General features: G+C 44.7%; 17 protein-coding genes. 3 read left to right on the forward strand and 14 right to left on the reverse strand.

The features are described from left to right. Nucleotides 1–97: 97 nt before the first annotated feature. From ybeD to JV36_RS0118615, 12 genes are all read right to left on the reverse strand, one after another. A complete protein-coding gene (gene ybeD / locus JV36_RS0118560) occupies nt 98–361 on the reverse strand; it encodes a DUF493 family protein YbeD (RefSeq protein WP_032096512.1) in 264 nt (87 codons plus the stop codon). An 89-nt stretch (nt 362–450) separates the two neighbouring features. Continuing rightward, complete coding sequence (locus tag JV36_RS0118565; RefSeq protein WP_052010217.1) at nt 451–1635, reverse strand: serine hydrolase; 1185 nt, start codon at nt 1633–1635, stop codon at nt 451–453. Between the two features lie 233 nt (nt 1636–1868). Then, nucleotides 1869–2798: a septal ring lytic transglycosylase RlpA family protein gene (locus JV36_RS0118570; RefSeq protein ID WP_235207893.1), complete on the reverse strand. Its 930-nt coding sequence runs from the start codon at nt 2796–2798 to the stop codon at nt 1869–1871. 164 nt (nt 2799–2962) lie between these two features. After that, a complete protein-coding gene (gene rodA, locus JV36_RS0118575) occupies nt 2963–4078 on the reverse strand; it encodes a rod shape-determining protein RodA (RefSeq protein ID WP_032096511.1) in 1116 nt (371 codons plus the stop codon). Next, on the reverse strand, nt 4078–5973 hold the full coding sequence (gene mrdA / locus JV36_RS0118580; RefSeq protein WP_032096510.1) for a penicillin-binding protein 2: 1896 nt from the start codon (nt 5971–5973) through the stop codon (nt 4078–4080). Before mrdA ends, rodA begins: the two co-directional genes overlap by 1 nt. A 27-nt stretch (nt 5974–6000) precedes the next feature. After that, nucleotides 6001–6471 carry a 23S rRNA (pseudouridine(1915)-N(3))-methyltransferase RlmH gene (rlmH, locus tag JV36_RS0118585; protein WP_032096509.1) on the reverse strand — a complete coding sequence of 157 codons (471 nt, stop codon included), beginning with the start codon at nt 6469–6471 and terminating at the stop codon, nt 6001–6003. 88 nt (nt 6472–6559) lie between these two features. Further along, nucleotides 6560–6877 (reverse strand): ribosome silencing factor, encoded by a 318-nt coding sequence (gene rsfS / locus JV36_RS0118590; protein ID WP_032096508.1) that lies wholly within the window; start codon nt 6875–6877, stop codon nt 6560–6562. 11 nt (nt 6878–6888) lie between these two features. Further along, nucleotides 6889–7554, reverse strand: a complete 666-nt coding sequence (gene nadD, locus JV36_RS0118595) for a nicotinate (nicotinamide) nucleotide adenylyltransferase (protein WP_032096507.1) — start codon at nt 7552–7554, stop codon at nt 6889–6891. Between the two features lie 2 nt (nt 7555–7556). Next, on the reverse strand, nt 7557–8585 hold the full coding sequence (holA, locus tag JV36_RS0118600) for a DNA polymerase III subunit delta (protein WP_032096506.1): 1029 nt from the start codon (nt 8583–8585) through the stop codon (nt 7557–7559). Nucleotides 8586–8601: 16 nt separating this feature from the next. Continuing rightward, entirely contained in the window at nt 8602–9126 is a 525-nt protein-coding gene (locus JV36_RS0118605; protein WP_032096505.1) for an LPS-assembly lipoprotein LptE, read from the reverse strand. A 13-nt stretch (nt 9127–9139) separates the two neighbouring features. Beyond that, the gene (leuS, locus tag JV36_RS0118610; RefSeq protein WP_032096504.1) at nt 9140–11743 is read right to left on the reverse strand and encodes a leucine--tRNA ligase; all 2604 of its coding nucleotides are present in this window, start codon (nt 11741–11743) and stop codon (nt 9140–9142) included. Between the two features lie 270 nt (nt 11744–12013). Further along, on the reverse strand, nt 12014–13312 hold the full coding sequence (locus JV36_RS0118615; protein ID WP_032096503.1) for a methyl-accepting chemotaxis protein: 1299 nt from the start codon (nt 13310–13312) through the stop codon (nt 12014–12016). A 343-nt stretch (nt 13313–13655) separates the two neighbouring features. On the opposite strand from JV36_RS0118615, the gene JV36_RS0118620 reads away from it, so the two are divergent. Both JV36_RS0118620 and JV36_RS0118625 read left to right on the forward strand, forming a co-directional pair. After that, nucleotides 13656–16052, forward strand: coding sequence for a Lon protease family protein (locus JV36_RS0118620; RefSeq protein ID WP_032096502.1), 2397 nt, complete (start codon nt 13656–13658; stop codon nt 16050–16052). A 334-nt stretch (nt 16053–16386) separates the two neighbouring features. Continuing rightward, entirely contained in the window at nt 16387–17592 is a 1206-nt protein-coding gene (locus tag JV36_RS0118625) for an ABC transporter substrate-binding protein (RefSeq protein WP_160173363.1), read from the forward strand. Nucleotides 17593–17785: 193 nt separating this feature from the next. On the opposite strand, the gene JV36_RS0118630 is transcribed toward JV36_RS0118625, so the two are convergent. Together JV36_RS0118630 and yhbY are read right to left on the reverse strand one after the other, a co-directional pair. Next, on the reverse strand, nt 17786–18562 hold the full coding sequence (locus tag JV36_RS0118630) for an SDR family NAD(P)-dependent oxidoreductase (RefSeq protein ID WP_032096501.1): 777 nt from the start codon (nt 18560–18562) through the stop codon (nt 17786–17788). 95 nt (nt 18563–18657) lie between these two features. Further along, entirely contained in the window at nt 18658–18951 is a 294-nt protein-coding gene (yhbY, locus tag JV36_RS0118635; protein WP_032096500.1) for a ribosome assembly RNA-binding protein YhbY, read from the reverse strand. 95 nt (nt 18952–19046) lie between these two features. On the opposite strand from yhbY, the gene rlmE reads away from it, so the two are divergent. Continuing rightward, on the forward strand, nt 19047–19676 hold the full coding sequence (gene rlmE, locus JV36_RS0118640) for a 23S rRNA (uridine(2552)-2'-O)-methyltransferase RlmE (protein ID WP_032096499.1): 630 nt from the start codon (nt 19047–19049) through the stop codon (nt 19674–19676). Nucleotides 19677–19747 lie beyond the last annotated feature (71 nt).

Genomic DNA, 19747 nt, shown 5'->3' on the forward strand with positions numbered 1-19747 from the left:
TTGGTTCGTAAGATTGACGCCCCAACTGGCGGATAATGACGTCACTTTTTGAGCTAACGTCATCGCTGGCTTTAGCAACCTGCTCTTGCGTACTCACTTACAGAACAACCCTAACTAATTCTAGCTTGGCCAGCTCGGTGTAAATGGTTTCCATATGTTCTTTACTGGTTACTCGTACGCTTAATGACAATGAGTGATAACTGCCTTTGCTGCTAGGCTTTATAGCGGGCACATAATCACCAGGCGCGTGTTGCTGCAAGCACGATATTACCTGTTCGGGTAAGTCTTCATGAGCAACGCCCATAATTTTAAACGTCTGGTGTGTGGGAAAATCTAACAGTTCGTCGAAACGGGTATCCATGCGATATTCTCGGTATGTAAACTTTATATAAAAAAACGGCCAGATTGTATCAATCTGGCCGCTTCACAACTAGGTGTTAACGCAATTATTTATTCGTCGTCAAAACCAATTTGAAGCATTATGTAATCTTTTAGGCGGTTGAACATGCTGCCTTCCTTCACTTCTTGAAGTGTAACAAGGGGGTAGCTAGCGACGTCTTCACCACCAAGCTGAAGGTAAAGCTTTCCAACAACTTGTCCTTTCGCCAGTGGTGCTTCAAGCTTTTTATCTAGCTCAAAATTAGCTTCTAGGTTCTCAGCTTGACCGCGTGGAATGGTAATGGGGGTAGATTGATTAATTCCAAGGTCTACAGTTTCTCTGTCACCCATGTAAATTCGGTGTGCTACAAAGCTCTGACCAGCTTCATAAGGAATGACGGTTTCAAAAAAGCGGAAGCCGTATTTAAGCAGCTTCTTATTTTCAACCTTACGCGCTCGCTCGCTGTCGGTGCCCATAACAACTGAAATTAGGCGCATGTCGCCTTGCTCTGCTGATGTTATTAGGCTGTAACCTGCATCAGATGTATGTCCAGTTTTGATACCGTCAACATTGAGGCTTTTATCCCACAACAAGCTGTTGCGGTTATATTGCTTAATGCCGTTAAACGTAAATTCTTTTTCGCTGTAAATCGCGTACATTTCTGGCGTTTCAGCAATAAGTGCGCGAGATAGCACTGCCATGTCACGGGGTGTGGTGTAGTGGTCTGGGTCGTGTAAACCATGTGCATTAACCCAGTTGGTGCTGGTTAATCCAAGGGCCTGAGAATGCGCATTCATCATGCTTGCAAAGGCCGATTGAGAGCCTGCTACATGTTCTGCCATAGCCACACACGCGTCGTTACCTGATTGCACCACGATACCGCGAAGTAGATCGCTTACTGAAACCTGTGTACCTACTTCGATAAACATTTTCGAAGAATCTGGAAATTTCTTCGCCCATGCGTTTTCTGAAATAGTGACTTCATCATCAAGGCTTATGTTGCCCGACTGAAGTTCTTTCCCGATCACATAGATAGTCATTATTTTAGTAAGACTTGCTGGAGCGAGCTGCATATCAGCATTCTTTTCTGCGATGACATGACCGGTTTCAAAATCAGTAAGCAAAAAACCTTCTGCGGCTACAGTAGGCGCTGGGGGGGTAACAACAGCAGCGTGAGCAATGTTAAAAAATACGCCAAGCAATAAGAAGGCAAATGACAGTGAAGGCGCTTTAGCGCGTTTAATTATTTTGAGCATGGTTTATTTCTTTTACCGAGTTATATCCGTGTGAGTTTACAGCTACTCTTAGATTGACGTTCTCACCACTAAGACTACCCATCAAGAGCGATTAGTAATTGCATATCAAATGACAGATAGAGATTGTCATAGAAATTTCGATAGAAATTACAATAGAACTTACATTAGTACCGAAGTCTATCGCAAGGCTGAACATAGGACTAGGGTTTACCGAAAAAGTTTCGATGAAAGTGCTATTGAGGCTGTCTTATTGCATAAGCATGTGGGTAGCCGTTTTGTTTAAGCTGACTTAACACGTCTTCAATCATTTGTTCGTCTTCAATAGGACCAAGCTGAAGTTTGTAGATGTTGTTATTTACAGGGAGATGGGCGGGGAGCTGATATAACGCAGACAACACATTGCTTATGGACTTGGCTTTCTCTGCGTTAGATAGAGCTGCAACCTGAATAAACATACCACCAGCATTGATGGGGCTTTCATTTTGAGTGGCTGTAGATTGTTCATTGCGTTGTGCTGTCTCTTCAACGACTTCAGACTGAGCCATCTTACTTGGTGCTATTTTACTCGTAGCAATCTTATCCGGAACATCTATACCCAAGTATTCATCATAACTAACGGTGGGATTACTGCCTATTGTGACGTTATTGTCTTCATCGAAATGAATGACCTCTAGTTTTACCTTTGCAGTGCCTTTGCTGTGATAGCCCAACTTCACCGCAGCGGCATAAGACAAATCAATAACTCTATTGTCGTGAAAGGGGCCTCGATCGTTTACGCGAACAATTGCTTGTTTATTATTTTCTAAGTTTGTCACTCGCACGAAAGAGGGTAGAGGCAAGGTTTTGTGCGCTGCACTCATGGCAAACATATTGTAAGTTTCACCATTTGACGTAAGGTGGCCATGAAACTTCTGACCATACCAACTGGCATATCCTACCTTTTCGTAGCCTTTGCCTGAGGTCATCGGCGTATAATGTTTGCCAAGGACTTTGTACGGTCTGTTGTTAAAGGTGCGGTAGGCTTCGAACTTAGGCACAGCGTCAAGGGTTTCTGGAAGTTTAGCCACGTAATTAGGGGCAGAGTCTTGTGATTGTGTATAGCGACCAGTTTGGCCTGACTGACATCCGCTTAACAAAAACGCCGATACACATGAGAAAAGCAAAAAGCCTCGGGTACTTGAGTGAATGAAACGCTTAACTAAATTTGGCGCGTTTAACAACGAAAGCAACGACAACAAGACCGATGAAAACAAAACTGATGGCAACAATATGCGACAAAGCTGATGCATTAGCTTTGAAATTTGCGTAAACATTGAGAGTGGCAAGATCATCGGGATATTAAACGTTTTTGCGTTGCAATAGACATAAGAATGCCAAAACCTGCCATCAATGTCACCATAGATGTTCCACCATAGCTAACCAGTGGTAAAGGAACGCCCACAACGGGGAGAAGCCCCGATACCATGCCCATGTTAACGAATACATAGACAAAGAATGTTAGGGTTATGCTGCCGCCAAGTAGTTTTGAGAAAGCATCTTGAGCCCGACTAGAAATGATTAAACCGCGTAAAATAATGTATAAATAGATAGCCAGTAATACCATAACGCCAGTAAGGCCAAATTCTTCACTAAAAACAGAAAAGATAAAGTCGGTATGTCGCTCTGGTAAAAACTCTAGTTGAGACTGCGTACCTTGAAGCCAGCCCTTGCCCTCAACGCCACCGGAGCCAATCGCTATCTGAGACTGAATAATATGATAGCCCGAGCCAAGTGGGTCACTCTCAGGATTTAAAAACGTTAATACCCGCTGCTTTTGATAGTCCTTCATTAAGAAAAACCACATGATAGGGGCGAATGCGCCAATAAGCGCACCTACCAGAGAAATAAGGCGCCAGCTCATTCCTGCAAGGAAGATGGCAAACACACCAGAGCTTGCAATAAGTAACGAAGTTCCTAAATCAGGCTGCTTGGCAATGAGCACCGTGGGCACTACCACCATAGTAAAGCCTAGCGCAATATGGTGCGTTCGCGGGGGTAGGGTATGTTTACTGATATACCATGCTACCATCATAGGTACGGCAAGCTTCATCAACTCCGATGGCTGAAAGCGAATGAAGCCAAAGTCTAGCCAGCGCTGCGCGCCTTTCCCCATATCACCAAAAAGTAAAACGGCAACTAACATAAGCAGCCCTACCGCGAAGGCAAAAGGTGAAAGGCGTCGATAGAAACCAGGCGGCAGTTGAGCCAGTATTGCCATAACGACAAAGCTTAAACCTAAGCGAGTAAACTGTCGCTCCATCTGCGCCATATCTTGACCTGACGCAGAATAGAGTGTGACTAGTCCAACGCCACTTAAGACCAACAGGCCAAGCAGCAACCAGCCATCCACATGGATGCGCTGTAAAAAGCTTATTTTATCTGGCGTAATTGCCGTTCTTTTCATTATTCGTCGAGCTCGCTGTCGATACTTGCGGTTTCAAAACGTCTGTCTCGAAAATAAAAATCCATTAATTTCCTTGCTACAGGGGCCGCATTAGAGCTTCCGCCACCGGCATTTTCTAGCACCACCGTAATAGAAATTTCTGGGTTGTCGAAGGGCGCAAAGCCAACGTAGAGGGCGTTGTCGCGAAGCCTTTCATCCACTTCGTCTGCGTTGTATTTTTCGTCTTGCCCTACGGTAAATAACTGAGCGGTTCCCGTCTTACCCGCAGATTCATAGGGCGTGTCGGCGAACGCAAAGCGTGCGGTTCCCTCTTCGCCATGAACCACATCGTGCATAGCATTTAATACAATATCGAGGTTCTTCTCATCGTTAATCTGGATTGGGCGTGAGGTTTTCAATGGGATCAGGTCGTCTGTGCCATCAAGGTTTCTGTAACCGCGAATGATCTGAGGTATGTAACGCTCGCCTCGATTGACTAACGTGTTGATTGAGTGGGTAAGCTGAATAGGCGTGGCGGTCCAAAAGCTTTGTCCGATGCCAACAGGAATAGTATCACCAATATACCAAGGTTGATTAAAGCGGGCGCGTTTCCACCCTCTGCTTGGCATATTCGCATCGGATTCTTCGTACAAATCGATACCCGTGTAATCACCAAAGCCGAAATTTCGCATGGCCTCACTGATTTTATCGATACCCAAGTTATAGGCTAAATCGTAATAGTAGGTGTCACAGGACACTTCGATCGCTTTTGCAATGTCGACTTCACCATGACCCCATCGTTTCCAGTCTCGCCAAACGTGGTCTACGTTGGGTAATCGGTAGCGGCCGTTATCTTTAATAGTGTAGTCTTCAGTGACCGCACCGTCTTCTAAACCCAGTAAAGCCAGATGCGGCTTTATGGTAGATGCGGGTGAGTATTGGCCTTGAGTGGCGCGGTTAATGAGCGGCCGGTTTGGTGAGTTGAGTAACGCGGAGTAATTTTTACTGCTGATACCGTGAACAAATAAATTCGGATCGTAGCCTGGGTTAGAGTAGAGCGCCAGCACACCGCCGGTCTTTACTTCTGAAATTACCACCGCACCACGAGTGCCCTCAAGTATACGCTGAGCTTCTTGTTGAAGAGATAAGTCAATATTAAGCACAATATCCTTGCCAGGAGTTGGCGGCTCTACGTTTAGTACACGAATTATTCGTCCTTGATTATTCACTTCAACCTGTTGGTAGCCTACCTCGCCGTGAAGAAGTTCCTCGTGGTATTTCTCTATGCCAAGCTTACCAATATCATAGGTGGCGGCGTAGTTATCTTCTTGTCCGGCTTCAACTATCTTTTGCAAGTCCCGTTTGTTAATGCGTGCTACGTAGCCAAGTACGTGAGTGAGGGTTTCTGCATAGGGGTAATGGCGAGCAAGACGAGCTTCAATTTGCACACCTTTAAACTTGTGCTTACTGGCTGAGAAAATAGCCACTTCTTCTTCAGATAGTTCCGTGCGCAAAACAATAGGTTTGAAGCGGCGAGTACCCTTTAAGTTTTTCTGAAAGCGTTTAATTTCGTCATCAGTAATATCCATAAGCGTGGTAATTCGCGCTAATGTTTCATCGATGTCGTTAACTTTTTCTGGAATGACTTCTAAACTAAACACGGGTCTATTTTCGGCAAGCAATACACCATTTCGGTCGTAAATTAGCCCCCGATTTGGCGCAACAGGCAGTACCTTAATGCGATTGCCATTTGAGCGAGTTTGATAGTCATCGTGTTGTGTCACTTGCAAAGAATAGAGATTATTAAGCACGATGCCCAGCATGGCGGTAACAATGATAAAGGCAATGGTTGCACGACGGGCAAACAGATTGGCTTCCGCTGAGTGGTCGCGAATAGCTTGACGCTTACGGTGCATTGAATTCCTTTGCATTAATGACTGCTTCTATTCTCTATGATAAGGGTGATTCTGTGTGACTGACCATGCGCGGTAAACGCTTTCTACCAGGATAATACGAACTAAAGGGTGAGGAAGTGTGAGCGCTGATAATGACCACTTTTGTTCAGAAGCCGCTATGCAAGAGGGGGCTAATCCTTCAGGACCACCAATGAGCAAGCTAACATCTCTACCGTCCATCTTCCAATTATCTAGCTGTTTTGCCAGCATTGGTGTATCCCATGGCTTTCCGGTTACCTCAAGCGTCACTACGCGGTTGCCTTTGGGAATGGCCGCCAACATCTGCTCGCCCTCTTTTTCGAGGATCCGTTTGATGTCTGCGTTTTTTCCACGTTTGCCGGCCGGTATTTCAGTAATGCTCACGGGCATATCGCTGGGGAATCGACGGATAAACTCGTCGACGCCCGCGGATACCCATGAAGGCATTTTTGTTCCCACAGCAACAATTTGAATCTTCAACACTGCACCATGAATGACAGTCCTAACCTTAATGGCTGTTGTGGATGAATATAAGACATGCTGATTACTGGCTCTGTTAGGGCGAGCCCTATGACCAGAGCTTTTCTAGTTGATAAAAGTCTCGGGTTTCATCTTGCATAACGTGCAAAATGACATCGCCGAAATCAACCAGTACCCATTCTCCGGTGTCTTTGCCGTCAACGTGTCCAGGCGCATGCCCAGCATTTTTCGCTTCAACCAATACATTCTCTGCAATTGAGGATACGTGACGTTTTGAATTACCAGAACAAATGATCATGGTATCTGTAATGGTCGACTTACCTCTAACATCAAGCTCAATGATATCACGGCCTTTCATGTCATCTATTTTGTCTTTAACAAACTGCTTAAGTTGTAGACTCTCCAAGTTTTTTCCTCTTATCTTTCTTCAATATATAACTGGTTGGCATCAATATATTCAATGACGCTGTTTGGTATCCAGTTTTCAATAAAATCTTGAACGGCTTTATCTAAAGCCCCTGCGTTTTTTTGGGTTATGGTATTGCGCAACTGCGTTGACGAAATTGCTTTAAGGGGAGTATCAACTAACAATACATATCCATTTTTACGTTGATGTAACTGCGCCGCATCTCGAGTAACAACGGGTTTGAGCCAATCTGCTACAGCCGGTGGTGGGGCGAAATTATCGTCGTCCCTTCGCATTACAACAAGGTGGCAATACGTTAATAAGCATTCCCACTCGTACCACTTATCTAGATTATACAGTGAATCGGCACCAATGAGAAAACAGATTGTCTCGTCGGTTTGAGAATTTAATTCTCGCAGTGTTTTTACCGTATAAGAAGGAGAGGGAAGAGAGAGCTCAATCAGCTCTGCGTGAAGCTTAGGGTTTTGTTCGCAACACAGATTGATCATATTCACTCTGTGCTCTTCAGACACTGATACCGATTTATGAGGCGCCAACTTGCATGGCATCAGATAAACAGAGTCAATGGCTAAGGTTTCTGCGGCATTGAGCGCAGGCGTAATGTGACCGTAGTGGGGTGGATTAAACGTACCGCCCAATATCGCTTTTAAGGCCACAGCTATTTATCCAATAACGGGATGTTAGCCAAATTTACACCCATAAACATCATACATAGGTGGCATAGCTTTACATAAGGACGGGAGATAACTTGTTGCTTAAAGGCAAGGTCGGCTTGACTCAACGCGTGTTGAATACTTTCTAGCTGTTGTAAAGAAAGCCGCTGCATTGCATTTTGATATACCGCTTGTTTATTTCGCCAAATACCAAATTTCTGCCATTGTATAGGCTGGCCTTGTTGTTCAGCCGCTTTTAAATTCCACAGCTGTTCCCACTCTCTCACTAATGCCCAAATGATTATATTTGGCTCTAAACCCTCACTTTCTAATCGGTAGAGCATTTTAATACAGCGGGTGCTCTCTCCATTAAGCATCACATCAACAAGCTGAAACACGCTGTAGCGGGATTGATCGACCATCGCTCGCTCAATTTGCTCATCGGTAACAGACTGATGCGGATAAAGCAGCGCGAGTTTATCTATCTCTTGTTTAGCGGCTAGCAGATTTCCTTCACAAAAGTCTGAAATCATTTTTGCGCCATTGGGTGATACAGAAAGCTGATGCGAGGTGAGTTGCTGGTTTATCCAAGTGCTTAATTGGCGTCCTTCAAGGGGATAACATAGTGTGGATGCGCCTATTTCGTCGAGAACCTTAAACCATTTTCCACGCTGTACGTCTTTACCAATTTTAGGCCCATGAATGAGTAGCAGCATATCTGGGTTAAGTTTAGCGGCGACTTCTTGCAGCATTTTACTGCCCTCCGTGCCTGGTTTACCGGTGGGAAGTTCTAGCTCAATAAATTGCTGGCTTGAAAACAAAGACATACTTTGCGTTGCCTCAAGCAGCTGGTTCCATGAAAAACCTGTGTCAGCAACCAGGGTAGTTCTCTCGTCAAATCCCTTTAATTTTGCTTGTGCTCGAATTTGCTCGATAACGTCGAACTTCTGCTGCGGCTCGTCCCCAAACACCATATAACAGGGTCTCAGACCTTTTTTGATGTCTTGATGAAACTGGTTTGGATAAATTTGCATGCCTAGTTGTCAGTCATCATTTTTCAATGTCCAATGCAGCAACCGCTTGACCGGATAAGCGTCTAATGATCATATCCGCTGCCTCGGCGCGCATTTCATCAAGCATTAAATCAAGCTCTCTCGATTTTGCTAACACCTGATCGGGGTCGTCCTGATAATCCCTTACTACTTCAAACTGTGCCATCATTGGCTCTTTGTTAGGAAAGGACACGCGATAACGCACCACATAAATGAGATCGTACTCCGCCACCTGACCCGATGGATAAACGGATAAAAGTTGGCGGTCCAACTTTTCCGGTAAAAGGTAGATGCTGATGTTCTCATTCGGCGCGCTGTCGCTACCCCGTTCTTGTGACTTTAATCCATAAATGTTCAATCTATTGTCGAGCGCACGCGCTAAGGGCGCATGTGCTCGGGCACTTTCAATTACAATAGTGTTGATATTGTCAGGAAGGCTGGGGGCGCCACGCAGGTGAAAACCACAGCTAGTAAGGGTGCTCACTATCGCTGCAATACCGACTAATTTTAAAAGTGCATTCATTATCAATAGTCGCCTAGTTCGCCACAATATTTACAAGCTTGCCGGGCACAACAATCACTTTTCGAATGGTTTTCCCATCGATAAATTGTTGGACATTCGACTGGGCGAGGGCGCTTGCTTCAATGTCGTCTTTGCTCGCATCAGCGGCAATGGTCATTTTGGCGCGTACCTTGCCATTTACCTGAACAATGATCAGTTTTTCGTCTTCAACCAGTGCGTCTTTGTCCACTTCTGGCCACGGCGCAACATCAATATCTTCGTTATGTCCAAGCACCTTCCACAACTCGTGGGCAATATGCGGTGTAATTGGGTTAAGCAACAAAAGCACTGACTCGGTCGCTTCGCGCATAATGGCAATGTCTTGCGCATCGTCTTGCGGCGCTTTTTGAAGATGATTCAGTAGCTCCATAATTGCAGCAACAGCTGTATTAAAGGTTTGTCGACGGCCAAGGTCGTCGCTTACCTTTTGAATGGTTTTGTGCAGTTCACGACGAAGGGCTTGCTGCGACTTATTAAGCGCCTTCACGTCGAGCGCTTCAGGAATCCCTTTTTCAACATGCTCAGTCACTAGCTTCCAAATACGACGAAGGAAGCGGTTAGCACCCTCTACACCCGAATCTACCCATTCAAGAGTCTGCTCAGGTGGAGCAGCAAACATCGTAAATAAACGCACTGTGTCCGCACCGTACTGATCAATAACTTCTTGCGGGTCTATACCATTGTTCTTTGACTTCGACATTTTTGTCATGCCGCCGTGAGTGACAGGTGTGTTATCAGCGGTAAGCCATGCGTTAACAATACGGCCTTTGTCGTCTTTTTCAGTGGTTACTTCAGTAGGCGAATACCAGGTTTTCTTACCTTTATCGTCTTCTCGATAGTAAGAATCTGCTAGCACCATGCCTTGGCATAGTAAGCGCTTAAACGGCTCGTCTGAGTCTACTAAGCCTTCATCGCGCAATAATTTGTGGAAAAAGCGAGAGTAGAGTAGGTGCAATATTGCGTGCTCTATTCCACCAACATATTGGTCAACAGGCAGCCAGTAGTTAGCCGACTTAGGGTCTAGCATGGCATCGGAGTTGGTTGCACTAGCATAGCGAGCGTAATACCACGACGATTCCATGAAGGTATCAAACGTATCCGTCTCACGCAGAGCGGGTTCACCATTGTAAGTTGTTTTTGCCCACTCAGGATCCGCTTTGATAGGCGAAATGACGCCGTCCATCTCTACGTCCTCTGGAAGCTCAACAGGAAGTTGATCCGCCGGCACAGGCGCAGATTCACCGTTTTCTAGCCTTAACATTGGGATAGGGGTACCCCAATAGCGCTGACGACTTACCCCCCAATCTCGTAGGCGATAATTTACTTTGCGTTTGCCGCATTCTTTAGTTTCTAGCTCATCTGCGATGCCGTTAAAAGCCGCATCGAAATCAAGACCATCAAACTTTTCAGAGTTAATTAATGTGCCTTTTTCAGTGTAGGCAGACGCTGAAAGGTCGCATTTATCTTCATCACCTTCTTTCGCGGCAATAACTTGCTGAATGGGCAGACTGTACTTTGTTGCAAACTCCCAGTCTCGTTGGTCGTGCCCAGGAACTGCCATTACAGCGCCAGAGCCGTATTCCATCAGTACGAAGTTAGCAATCCAAATTGGTAGCTTTTCGCCGGTAAGCGGATGAACAACCTCCAATCCAGTCGCGCAGCCCTTTTTATCCATAGTGGCCATTTCTGCTTCAGCAACTTTAGTATTTTTGCATTCGTCGATGAAACGGGCGATGTCTGGATTTGACTGTGCTGCAAATTCTGCCAATGGGTGTTGGGCAGCAACAGCAACATAAGTAACGCCATAAAAAGTATCAGGGCGGGTGGTGTAAACAGTAAGGTCGGCAATGTCATTGACAGGTGATGCCAAATTAAAAGTAATGTCTATCCCTTCAGAACGACCAATCCAGTTCGCCTGCATGGCGCGTACTTGGTCAGGCCATTCTTCAAGCTGTTCCAAATCGCTTAATAATTCTTCAGCATAATCGGTTATTTTGATAAACCACTGAGGGATCTCTTTTTGCTCAACTAACGCACCAGAGCGCCATCCGCGGCCATCAATAACTTGTTCGTTGGCCAACACTGTCTGGTCAACGGGATCCCAGTTCACCGTTGAGTTTTTCTTGTAAACCAGCCCTTTTTCGTAAAGACGGGTGAAGAACCATTGTTCCCAGCGATAATAATCAGGTTTACACGTTGTAACCTCTCGGTCCCAATCATAGCCAAAACCAAGCGAGCGAAGCTGGGTTTTCATGTAATCGATATTAGAGTAGGTCCACTTAGCAGGCGCCGTATTGTTGTTGATTGCTGCATTCTCAGCAGGTAGGCCGAACGCATCCCAACCCATTGGCTGCATGACATTTTTTCCCTGCATACGCTGGTATCGGCTGATAACATCGCCAATGGTGTAATTGCGCACGTGACCCATATGCAGACGACCGCTTGGGTAAGGGAACATTGATAGGCAGTAAAATTTTTCTTTATCTACGTCATCAATTGCTTTGAAAGATTGATTATCTTCCCAATATTGCTGAACGCGTTTTTCTATATCTTTTGGGTTGTACTGATTATCGGCCATGAAACTTAGGCTTCCGCATTATTAAGTTGAAACGTTCTTACTTTGCTAGATGGTCGTTATTATTGGTCCAAGACTGGCACCAAAAAATGGCACCAAAAGGTAATAGCAACGAAAATGTAGCAAGTTGAATACATATGTAGCCGCATAGAATACCCCACGGGAGAGTCATGCCTCAATAGCTTAACGTATATGAGCGGGATTTTTATTGCCACTTGCTGTAAAAATAAGCAAGTGGCGGTTTTCATTGGGATGGTTTAAAAGCGTATAGTGTTATCTGATTATCTTTGAGACCGTCTGAGACACGTTTGTTGCACCTTTGAGGATCTCATCCATTACGCCCTGTACTTGCTTTATTTGCTGGCTATTGCGCTCTACATTCTCATTAACGCTTTCCATTTTACTGGTGGACTGATTGGCAAGTTTACGATTTTCAGCGACTACAGATTCAATTTCCACGGTGGAGTGGCTTGTTCTCTGTGCTAGTTGTCTCACCTCGTCGGCAACTACGGCAAATCCACGTCCCTGATCCCCAGCTCGCGCGGCTTCAATAGCAGCATTAAGCGCCAAAAGGTTAGTTTGGTCTGCAATGCCACTAATGGTAGTGACTATCGCTTCTATTTTTAACGACTGTTCACTCAATTCACGCATGAGCTTATTGGTCTGCTCCACTTCTTCTAACGCTACTTCAAATGTATCTATGCTCTGTTGGAGAGAGTTTGAACCGTCAGCCGCTATTTGGGAAGTTTCCTCCGCAGTAGAAACTGCAAGTTCAGCTGCCTGCGCCACTGCATTCTTTTCATTCATTTGCGCCGTAATATCAGAGGCGAATTTGATAATTTTAACCACGTTCCCAGTGCTATCCCTCACTGGGTTGTAAGTTGCCTCAAGCCACAAAGTTTCGTTATTCGCATCGACCCGTTCAAATGTACCCGAGTAAAACTCACCCTGTGCTAGCAAGTCCCAAAAGTTTGGGTTTTTTTGATAAAACTCCTCTTTGCAAAACATGCGGTGATGTTTACCGCGGATCTCATCTAGGCTGTATTTGATAGTGGCGGTAAAATTTTGGTTTGCAGTGATGATTGTGCCATCAAGTTCAAATTCAATGACAGCCATTGACCTATTCAAGGCGTCTGATGTTGCTTTTGTTGAAGAAGCGTCTTGTTCTTGAACGGTGACGTCGTGATAGATAGCATGAATTTCATCTTCATGCCCAGTGTGAACTTTCATAAAGCTTGCTTGAAGACATTTAATATCTCCAAATTTCGTTTTGTAGCTGACCTTAGTTGAAAAACTTGGTTGGCTCACTACCTTGTCCCAAAGCAAGTGTCCTGAGGATTCATTGTTTTTGTCAGTAAAGTGAATGTCGCCATGAGTAAATGAAGAAGCATCGTTACCGCTGCGCTCTAGCAGTGCTAAAAATTGGGAAGAGGCAAATGTGCAATTACCTTGCTTGCTGTAAATAGCATAATTGGCACAGCTTTTAAGCGTGTTGAGCACATCTGTATGCTTTTTTACTTGGTCCATAAGTAATGAAATATCCTCATCATATCGTGATTTTGTCACAAGCATTTTTATTCGCTTCCTCTCGTCAAGTTGATAAAGGTTAGCACCACTTCTAAAAAAACGACTGTGACAGAAGATTAAATTGCATTAATGAAAAATGCTTTGATCAACACAGAAAAAATATCAGCGTACCCAACCAAATAAGATGTTATGCGTGCTATATGTTCACAATTTTCTCGGAAATGGCAAACAGAACAATTATACCTTGGGTTAAAAAGCGCTAGTGGCTATTACAATTTGTCTGATTCTTGTTCATTTGCGCCATGAAATTGTGGCAACGGGCGATAAGGGTTTGACACCCCAGTTAAATAGAGTTTCACTTACCTAAAAGCACTATAAAAAGAATGATATGTCAGTCGACAGTAAAGCCTTTGCGTTAGCTACCGATGCCTTAACGCCCACAATAAACAGACGAGTAATAAACAGCGCGCTTAAAGACGAGCAGGCGCTCAATGCCACCTTTATTGGACAAGAAAGGGCGAGAGAAGCCTTGACCTTTGGTTTAGGAATCGATGCCATTGGGTACAATTTGTATGTGATGGGTGAGCCTGCCACTGGTCGATTTACACTGGTAAAAGACTACATAGAGCGACAAGTCGCTCGGCTGAGCTCGCCTGATGACTGGTGCTACATTAACAACTTTGACGAAGAGCGTGAGCCCGTGGCCCTTCGTTTTCCTCCTGGCGGTGGTAAGGTTTTTCAAAAAGATATCGCCCAACTTATCGACGACGTGTTAGACACATTTCCAGTGGCTTTCGACAACCCGGGATATCAGCGCAAACGCGCCTCTATTTCACGAGATTTTGAACAAAAGTACGATGAGGCCATCGACGCGGTAGAACGCTATGCCAACGCCAATGAGATTGCCATGTTCGAAGAGAGTGGCGCCATCACATTTGTTCCTATTGTCGACGGTAAACCCGCCAACGATAGTCACGTTGCTACGCTGAGTGAGCAGCAGCGGCAACACTTTTATACACTCGTGGATGAACTAGAGAATAGATTAAGCGAGGGTTTATTAAGTCTCCCGGCGTGGAAGCGAGAAAACTCCGAGCGTCTTCGAGAACTTGATAGGGTGACTGCAGAGCAAGGAATTAAAGCCCTAATAAAAGACCTTGAACACCAATACGCCGCTAACCTCGGTGTGATGAAGTATCTCAAGCAGCTTAAAACCGCTTTGGTCAATGCCATTCTCGTTATTCACCAAGAAGAACAAAAAGAAGAAAAAAGTGACGACTTTGACAGAAAGATATTTTTGGAAGAGCAGCTGTTACCTAATGTATTAGTGGCCAATAGGCGTGACGATGCTGCCCCCGTTATTTATGAGCCAAACCCCACTTACCAAAACCTATTTGGAAAAATTGAATATACCAACATTCACGGCAGTGTGTTTACTAATTACAGAATGATTCAGCCAGGTGCCTTACACCGCGCTAATGGCGGTTATTTATTGTTGGATGTTGATCAGTTAATCGAGCAGCCCTATGTGTGGGAAACGTTAAAACTTGCTATAAAATCTGGGCGATTAAGAATGGATTTACCCCAGCAAGACGTTGGCATGGTAAACAACATTACGCTAAACCCACAGCCTATTGATTTAACTGTGAAGATTGTTCTGCTTGGTTCTCGAGACTTGTATTACACCTTGCAAGATTACGATGACGAATTCGATGAACTATTTCGGGTGTTGGTAGATTTCGATTTAGAAATTCCAGTCACTCGTCGAACTCTATTCGATTTCGTTGGAAAAATCCGTGCGCATCTAGCGTCATTAGGGCTCAAGGGTATTACCGCTAATGCCATGTGTCGCTTGGTCCAATTTTCATTGCGAAAAGCTGAACACAAAGAAAAGCTATCGGCCCACTTTGCAGAGGTGATAGAGCTAGTTAATGAAGCGCATTATTTCTGCGCTATGGCCGGTGCCAGTGAAATTGAACTTGGGCATTTGGTTACCGCTCTTGATGCAAAAAAGCGTCGAACCGGTCGAGTCAGTCAAACTTTGCTAAACGACATAAAGGAAGGCCACGTTCTCATCGACACTGAAAACAAAGCAGTGGGTAAGGTTAACGGGCTGACGGTTTTAGACGTAGGAGATACGGCGTTTGGCACACCTGCTCGTATAACTGCAACGGTATTTGCCGGAGCAAGTGGCGTGGTTGATATAGAGCGAGAAGTAGAATTAGGGCAGCCCATACACTCTAAAGGGGTTATGCTGCTTAATGGTTACTTGGGTAACAAATATGCCCAACATTTTCCGTTAACCTTATCGGCAAATATTGCCCTTGAGCAATCCTATGGCCACATAGATGGTGACAGTGCATCGTTAGGTGAACTAGTTGCGCTTATTTCTGCCTTAACGGAGATCCCTTGCCTGCAAACATTGGCCATTACAGGGTCAATAAACCAATATGGTGAAGTGCAAGCTGTGGGCGGCGTGAATGAAAAAATTGAAGGTTTCTTTGACCTTTGCCAATACCGCGGGCTTACAGGAACTCAAGGCGTTATTATACCTAAATCTAATGCGATTAATTTAGTGCTAGATGCAACCGTCGTTGATGCGGTGAAAAAAGGGCTGTTTCACATATACACAGTGGAAACTGTTGATGATGCGCTTACTATATTGATGCAGCAAGAAGCGGGCAAACTGAGTAGTAAGGGGAGATATCCTAAAAACTCACTTAACTATCATGCCGTAAACAGGCTATACAATATTGCGTTAATTGTTAGCGGTGGTGACGGAGAGTGACAATCAAAAATACCAAGGCTCTATTTAGGAAACTTAACGACCAAAGTTTAATTGGCAAACTCTTCAAACCAGTTATCTTAGTTATAGATAAGAATAATTGATGAGAATGAATTTGGGTTGTATTGGTAGTATAAACCAGTTTTTTAAACCTGTAGCTTTGTTAAAAAGCGTATTCACCTTAAATGACCTAGCCCAGTCCAAGCGCTTGGCTATGGTCTTACGCATAGCTAAGGGCACTCGCATAGCTAAGGGTTCTTGCTTAGCTGAGGGCTCTCGCTTAGCTGAAGCTAAACGTCGTAGTAACAAAACTGCCTCCTTTTTCCTCGTACTCTTTATGAGCAATATATTTGCTTCGGCAAGTAGTGCTGAGCAGCTTAATGTCGGCGTATCAATTTCTACCAGTGCTCAGCGTGAAACGTTTTACACCTTAGCGAGAGATTTCGAAAGGCAACACCCTGGTGTAACGGTTCGCTTTACAACGCTAAGCAGCGAAGAATATAAGCGTTCATTTCCTTCTATGATATCTCAAGAAAGCAGTTTAGATGTGCTGTATTGGCACTCTGGACAGCGACTTTTTGATTATGTAGACGCGGGGTTAGTGCTCTCTATCGATGATGTATGGGCGCAACAAGGCTTGCTCACAGCATTTGATCAAAGTGTGAAAGATACAGTAGTGCGAGACGGCCAGTTTTACGGGGTGCCTATTTCGTATTATCAAATAGGCTTTTACTACTCAAAAAATATCTTTAATCGCTTGTCTCTGGCAGAGCCGTCCTCTTGGCAGGATTTTATGGCGGTGTGTGAAGCAATTAAGCAGGCTGGTTACCCACCCATATTTATTGGCACAAAGAGTAATTGGCCAGCCACAGCGTGGTTCGATTATTTAAATCTTCGAATTAATGGGCTCGAGTTTCACCAACAGCTGACCAGTGGCCAGATTCCATTTACTGATGAAAGAGTGGCTGCGGTGCTTAATGCGTGGCTAGAGCCTATCGAGAAAGGTTACTTTATTACTGAGCACAATGAGCTGTTGTGGAGAGAAGGCTTACCGTTTCTGTTTCGAGACCTAGTTGGTATGTCCATGATTGGCAATTATGTTATTCAAGATATTCAGCAAACGGTGGTTCCACGGCTTGGCTTTTTCCCTTTTCCTATTCTCGATGAGCGCGTACAGGCATTCGAAGAGGCGCCTATTGATGTACTGATCATTGCGAAACAGACTAGCAATGTTTCCTTGGCTAAGCAGTTTTTAGCCTTTTCGGCTCGACATGAAGTTCAGTCGAAATTAAATAAAAGTTTGGGGGTGCTGTCGCCGAATAAATTCGCTCAACAGGATACATCGCCCTTAACCAAAGAGGCGTATTACGTTTTATCTAACGCCGCTGGGGTATCGCATTTTTTTGATAGAGATGCTAGCGAGGCATTTGCCAATGGAGTTATGCCGGTGCTAGATAAGTTTATGCTTGAGCCAGATGTGGATAGTACACTTTTGGAGCTTGAAAAAATAAGACAAGCAACGTTTCAACTCACTGAGGGTTAATTAGCCAAGCTCGTAAAGCTAACGCCTTAGGTTTAGGCCTTAGGTTTAGCCCTTTAGCTTAGCCCTTAAGCCATAGAATAAAAGCACGCCGCCTGTCTTCTCGTTTTAACCTCCGGCGTACTTCATTAACCTTATTTAGGCTGTGTTGGCTTTGCTACTTTGCTCGGCGTGCTATTTAACTGTGCTGCCCCAACTATTTTGGGGGCATGCGAAGGCCACCGTCCAAACGAATGGTCTCGCCATTAATATACGTGTTATCTGCGATTTGCATAACCAGTTTTGCAAATTCTTCAGGTAAGCCTAAACGCTTTGGAAACTGAACATTTGCTGACAGAGCTTCTTGCACTTTTTCTGGCATAGCAAGCAGCATAGGCGTACCCATCACGCCGGGCGCGATTGTATTCACGCGAATACCTAGGGGCGCCAAGTCTCGAGCCATAGGTAGGGTAAGACCAATGATGCCGCCTTTACTCGCAGCATAGGCCGTTTGGCCTATTTGGCCCTCATAGCCAGCCACCGATGCCGTATTAATGATAAGGCCACGTTCACCTTCATCATTGATAGGTGACTGTTTTGCCATTGTTGCAGCAACAAGCCTTGCAACGTTGAAGCTGCCAACAAGATTAATGTCGATGGTTTTTTGAAAGTCGCCAAGGGGGGCAGGGTTGCCTTCTCTGTCGAGTAAGCGTTTTGCTGGAGCAATACCGGCGCAGTTAACTACCATACTTATGGCACCAAATTTTGCAGTGGTAGCGTCGATTCCTCGTTGAACCTGCTCTTCATCGCGAACGTCTACGTGAGAAAAAAGCGTGCCTTCTTCACCTAGTTCAGTTACGCGCTGGGCGCCTTGTTCGTCATTTAAATCGAAAAGACTGACTTTAACGCCGGCGCCTCTAAGTGCAACCGCAGTTGCATGGCCCAGACCAGAGCAGCCGCCAGTGACTATTGCAGTAAGATTAGTTAACAGCATTTATTTCCCGTTTGTTCTCGTTGTTTTAACAAGATGTTAACGGGATTTGGTTGGAAAAACTATGGCGCTAGCCTATGCCAGCACCAAAAGCTTTCTTATTTTGGCAACTGAATTTTACAGTCTTCGCTAGGACGGTAAATTATAAGCGTGTGACCTATGACCTGAAGTTTGTGTGCGTTAGTTTCGCGAACGATGGCATCCATTATCAACGATTTTTCTTCGCGATCGTCAGAGGGCACTTTCACTTTGATCAGTTCGTGATGATTTAAGGCGCTATCAATTTCCGCTACTACGCCCTCAGTGAGGCCGTTTGAACCAAGCTGTACGATTGGTTTCATTGGGTGCGCTAGGCCTTTAAGAAATTGTTTCTGTTTATTTGAAAGTTTCATTTAATAAATATTCTTACAATTATTCTGTTAGTTTATGCTTGAAATAACGTATTCTAACGCCATCTTCCCTACAATCCTAATAACATTGTAATTGAATGACAAAAAAGAACCAATCCGCCAGCAGTAAACGTTGGCTCAAAGAACATTTCGACGACCATTATGTGCAAAAAGCGCAGAAAGAGGGTTGGCGGTCTCGCGCTATCTATAAACTGGAAGAAATTCAGAATAAAGATAAATTAATCAAACCTGGAATGACATTGGTCGATTTAGGTGCAGCCCCCGGTGGCTGGTCACAGCTCTCTGCAAAGTTAGTCGGCGACAAAGGTCAGGTTATCGCTTGTGACATTTTACCTATGGATTCCATTGTAGGTGTAGACTTTCTTCAGGGTGATTTTCGCGAAGAAGAAGTTTTAAATGCATTATTGAACAGAATTGGTGGGAACACCGTAGATATAGTGTTGTCTGACATGGCACCTAACTTAGCTGGTAATTCGGCGGTGGATCAGTCTCGATCTATGTACTTGTGCGAGCTGGCGTTGGATATGTGTCATCAAGTATTGAAGCCGGGTGGCTCATTCGTCATCAAAGTGTTTCAAGGTGAAGGTTTTGTTGAGTTTATGAATTCACTTAAACAATCTTTCACCACCATAAAAACGCGGAAGCCTGCTTCGTCGAGATCACGGTCTCGTGAGGTGTATTTGGTGGCTTGTGGGTATAAAGTGTAGTACGCTTTGAATTAAGCGATTTTTGTTGCGAACCGTTTTGCATATTGAATAAACAACTTGTTCAAAACCGC

It is taken from the genome of Alteromonas sp. LOR, assembly GCF_000753865.1.
GTDB lineage: Bacteria > Pseudomonadota > Gammaproteobacteria > Enterobacterales > Alteromonadaceae > Alteromonas.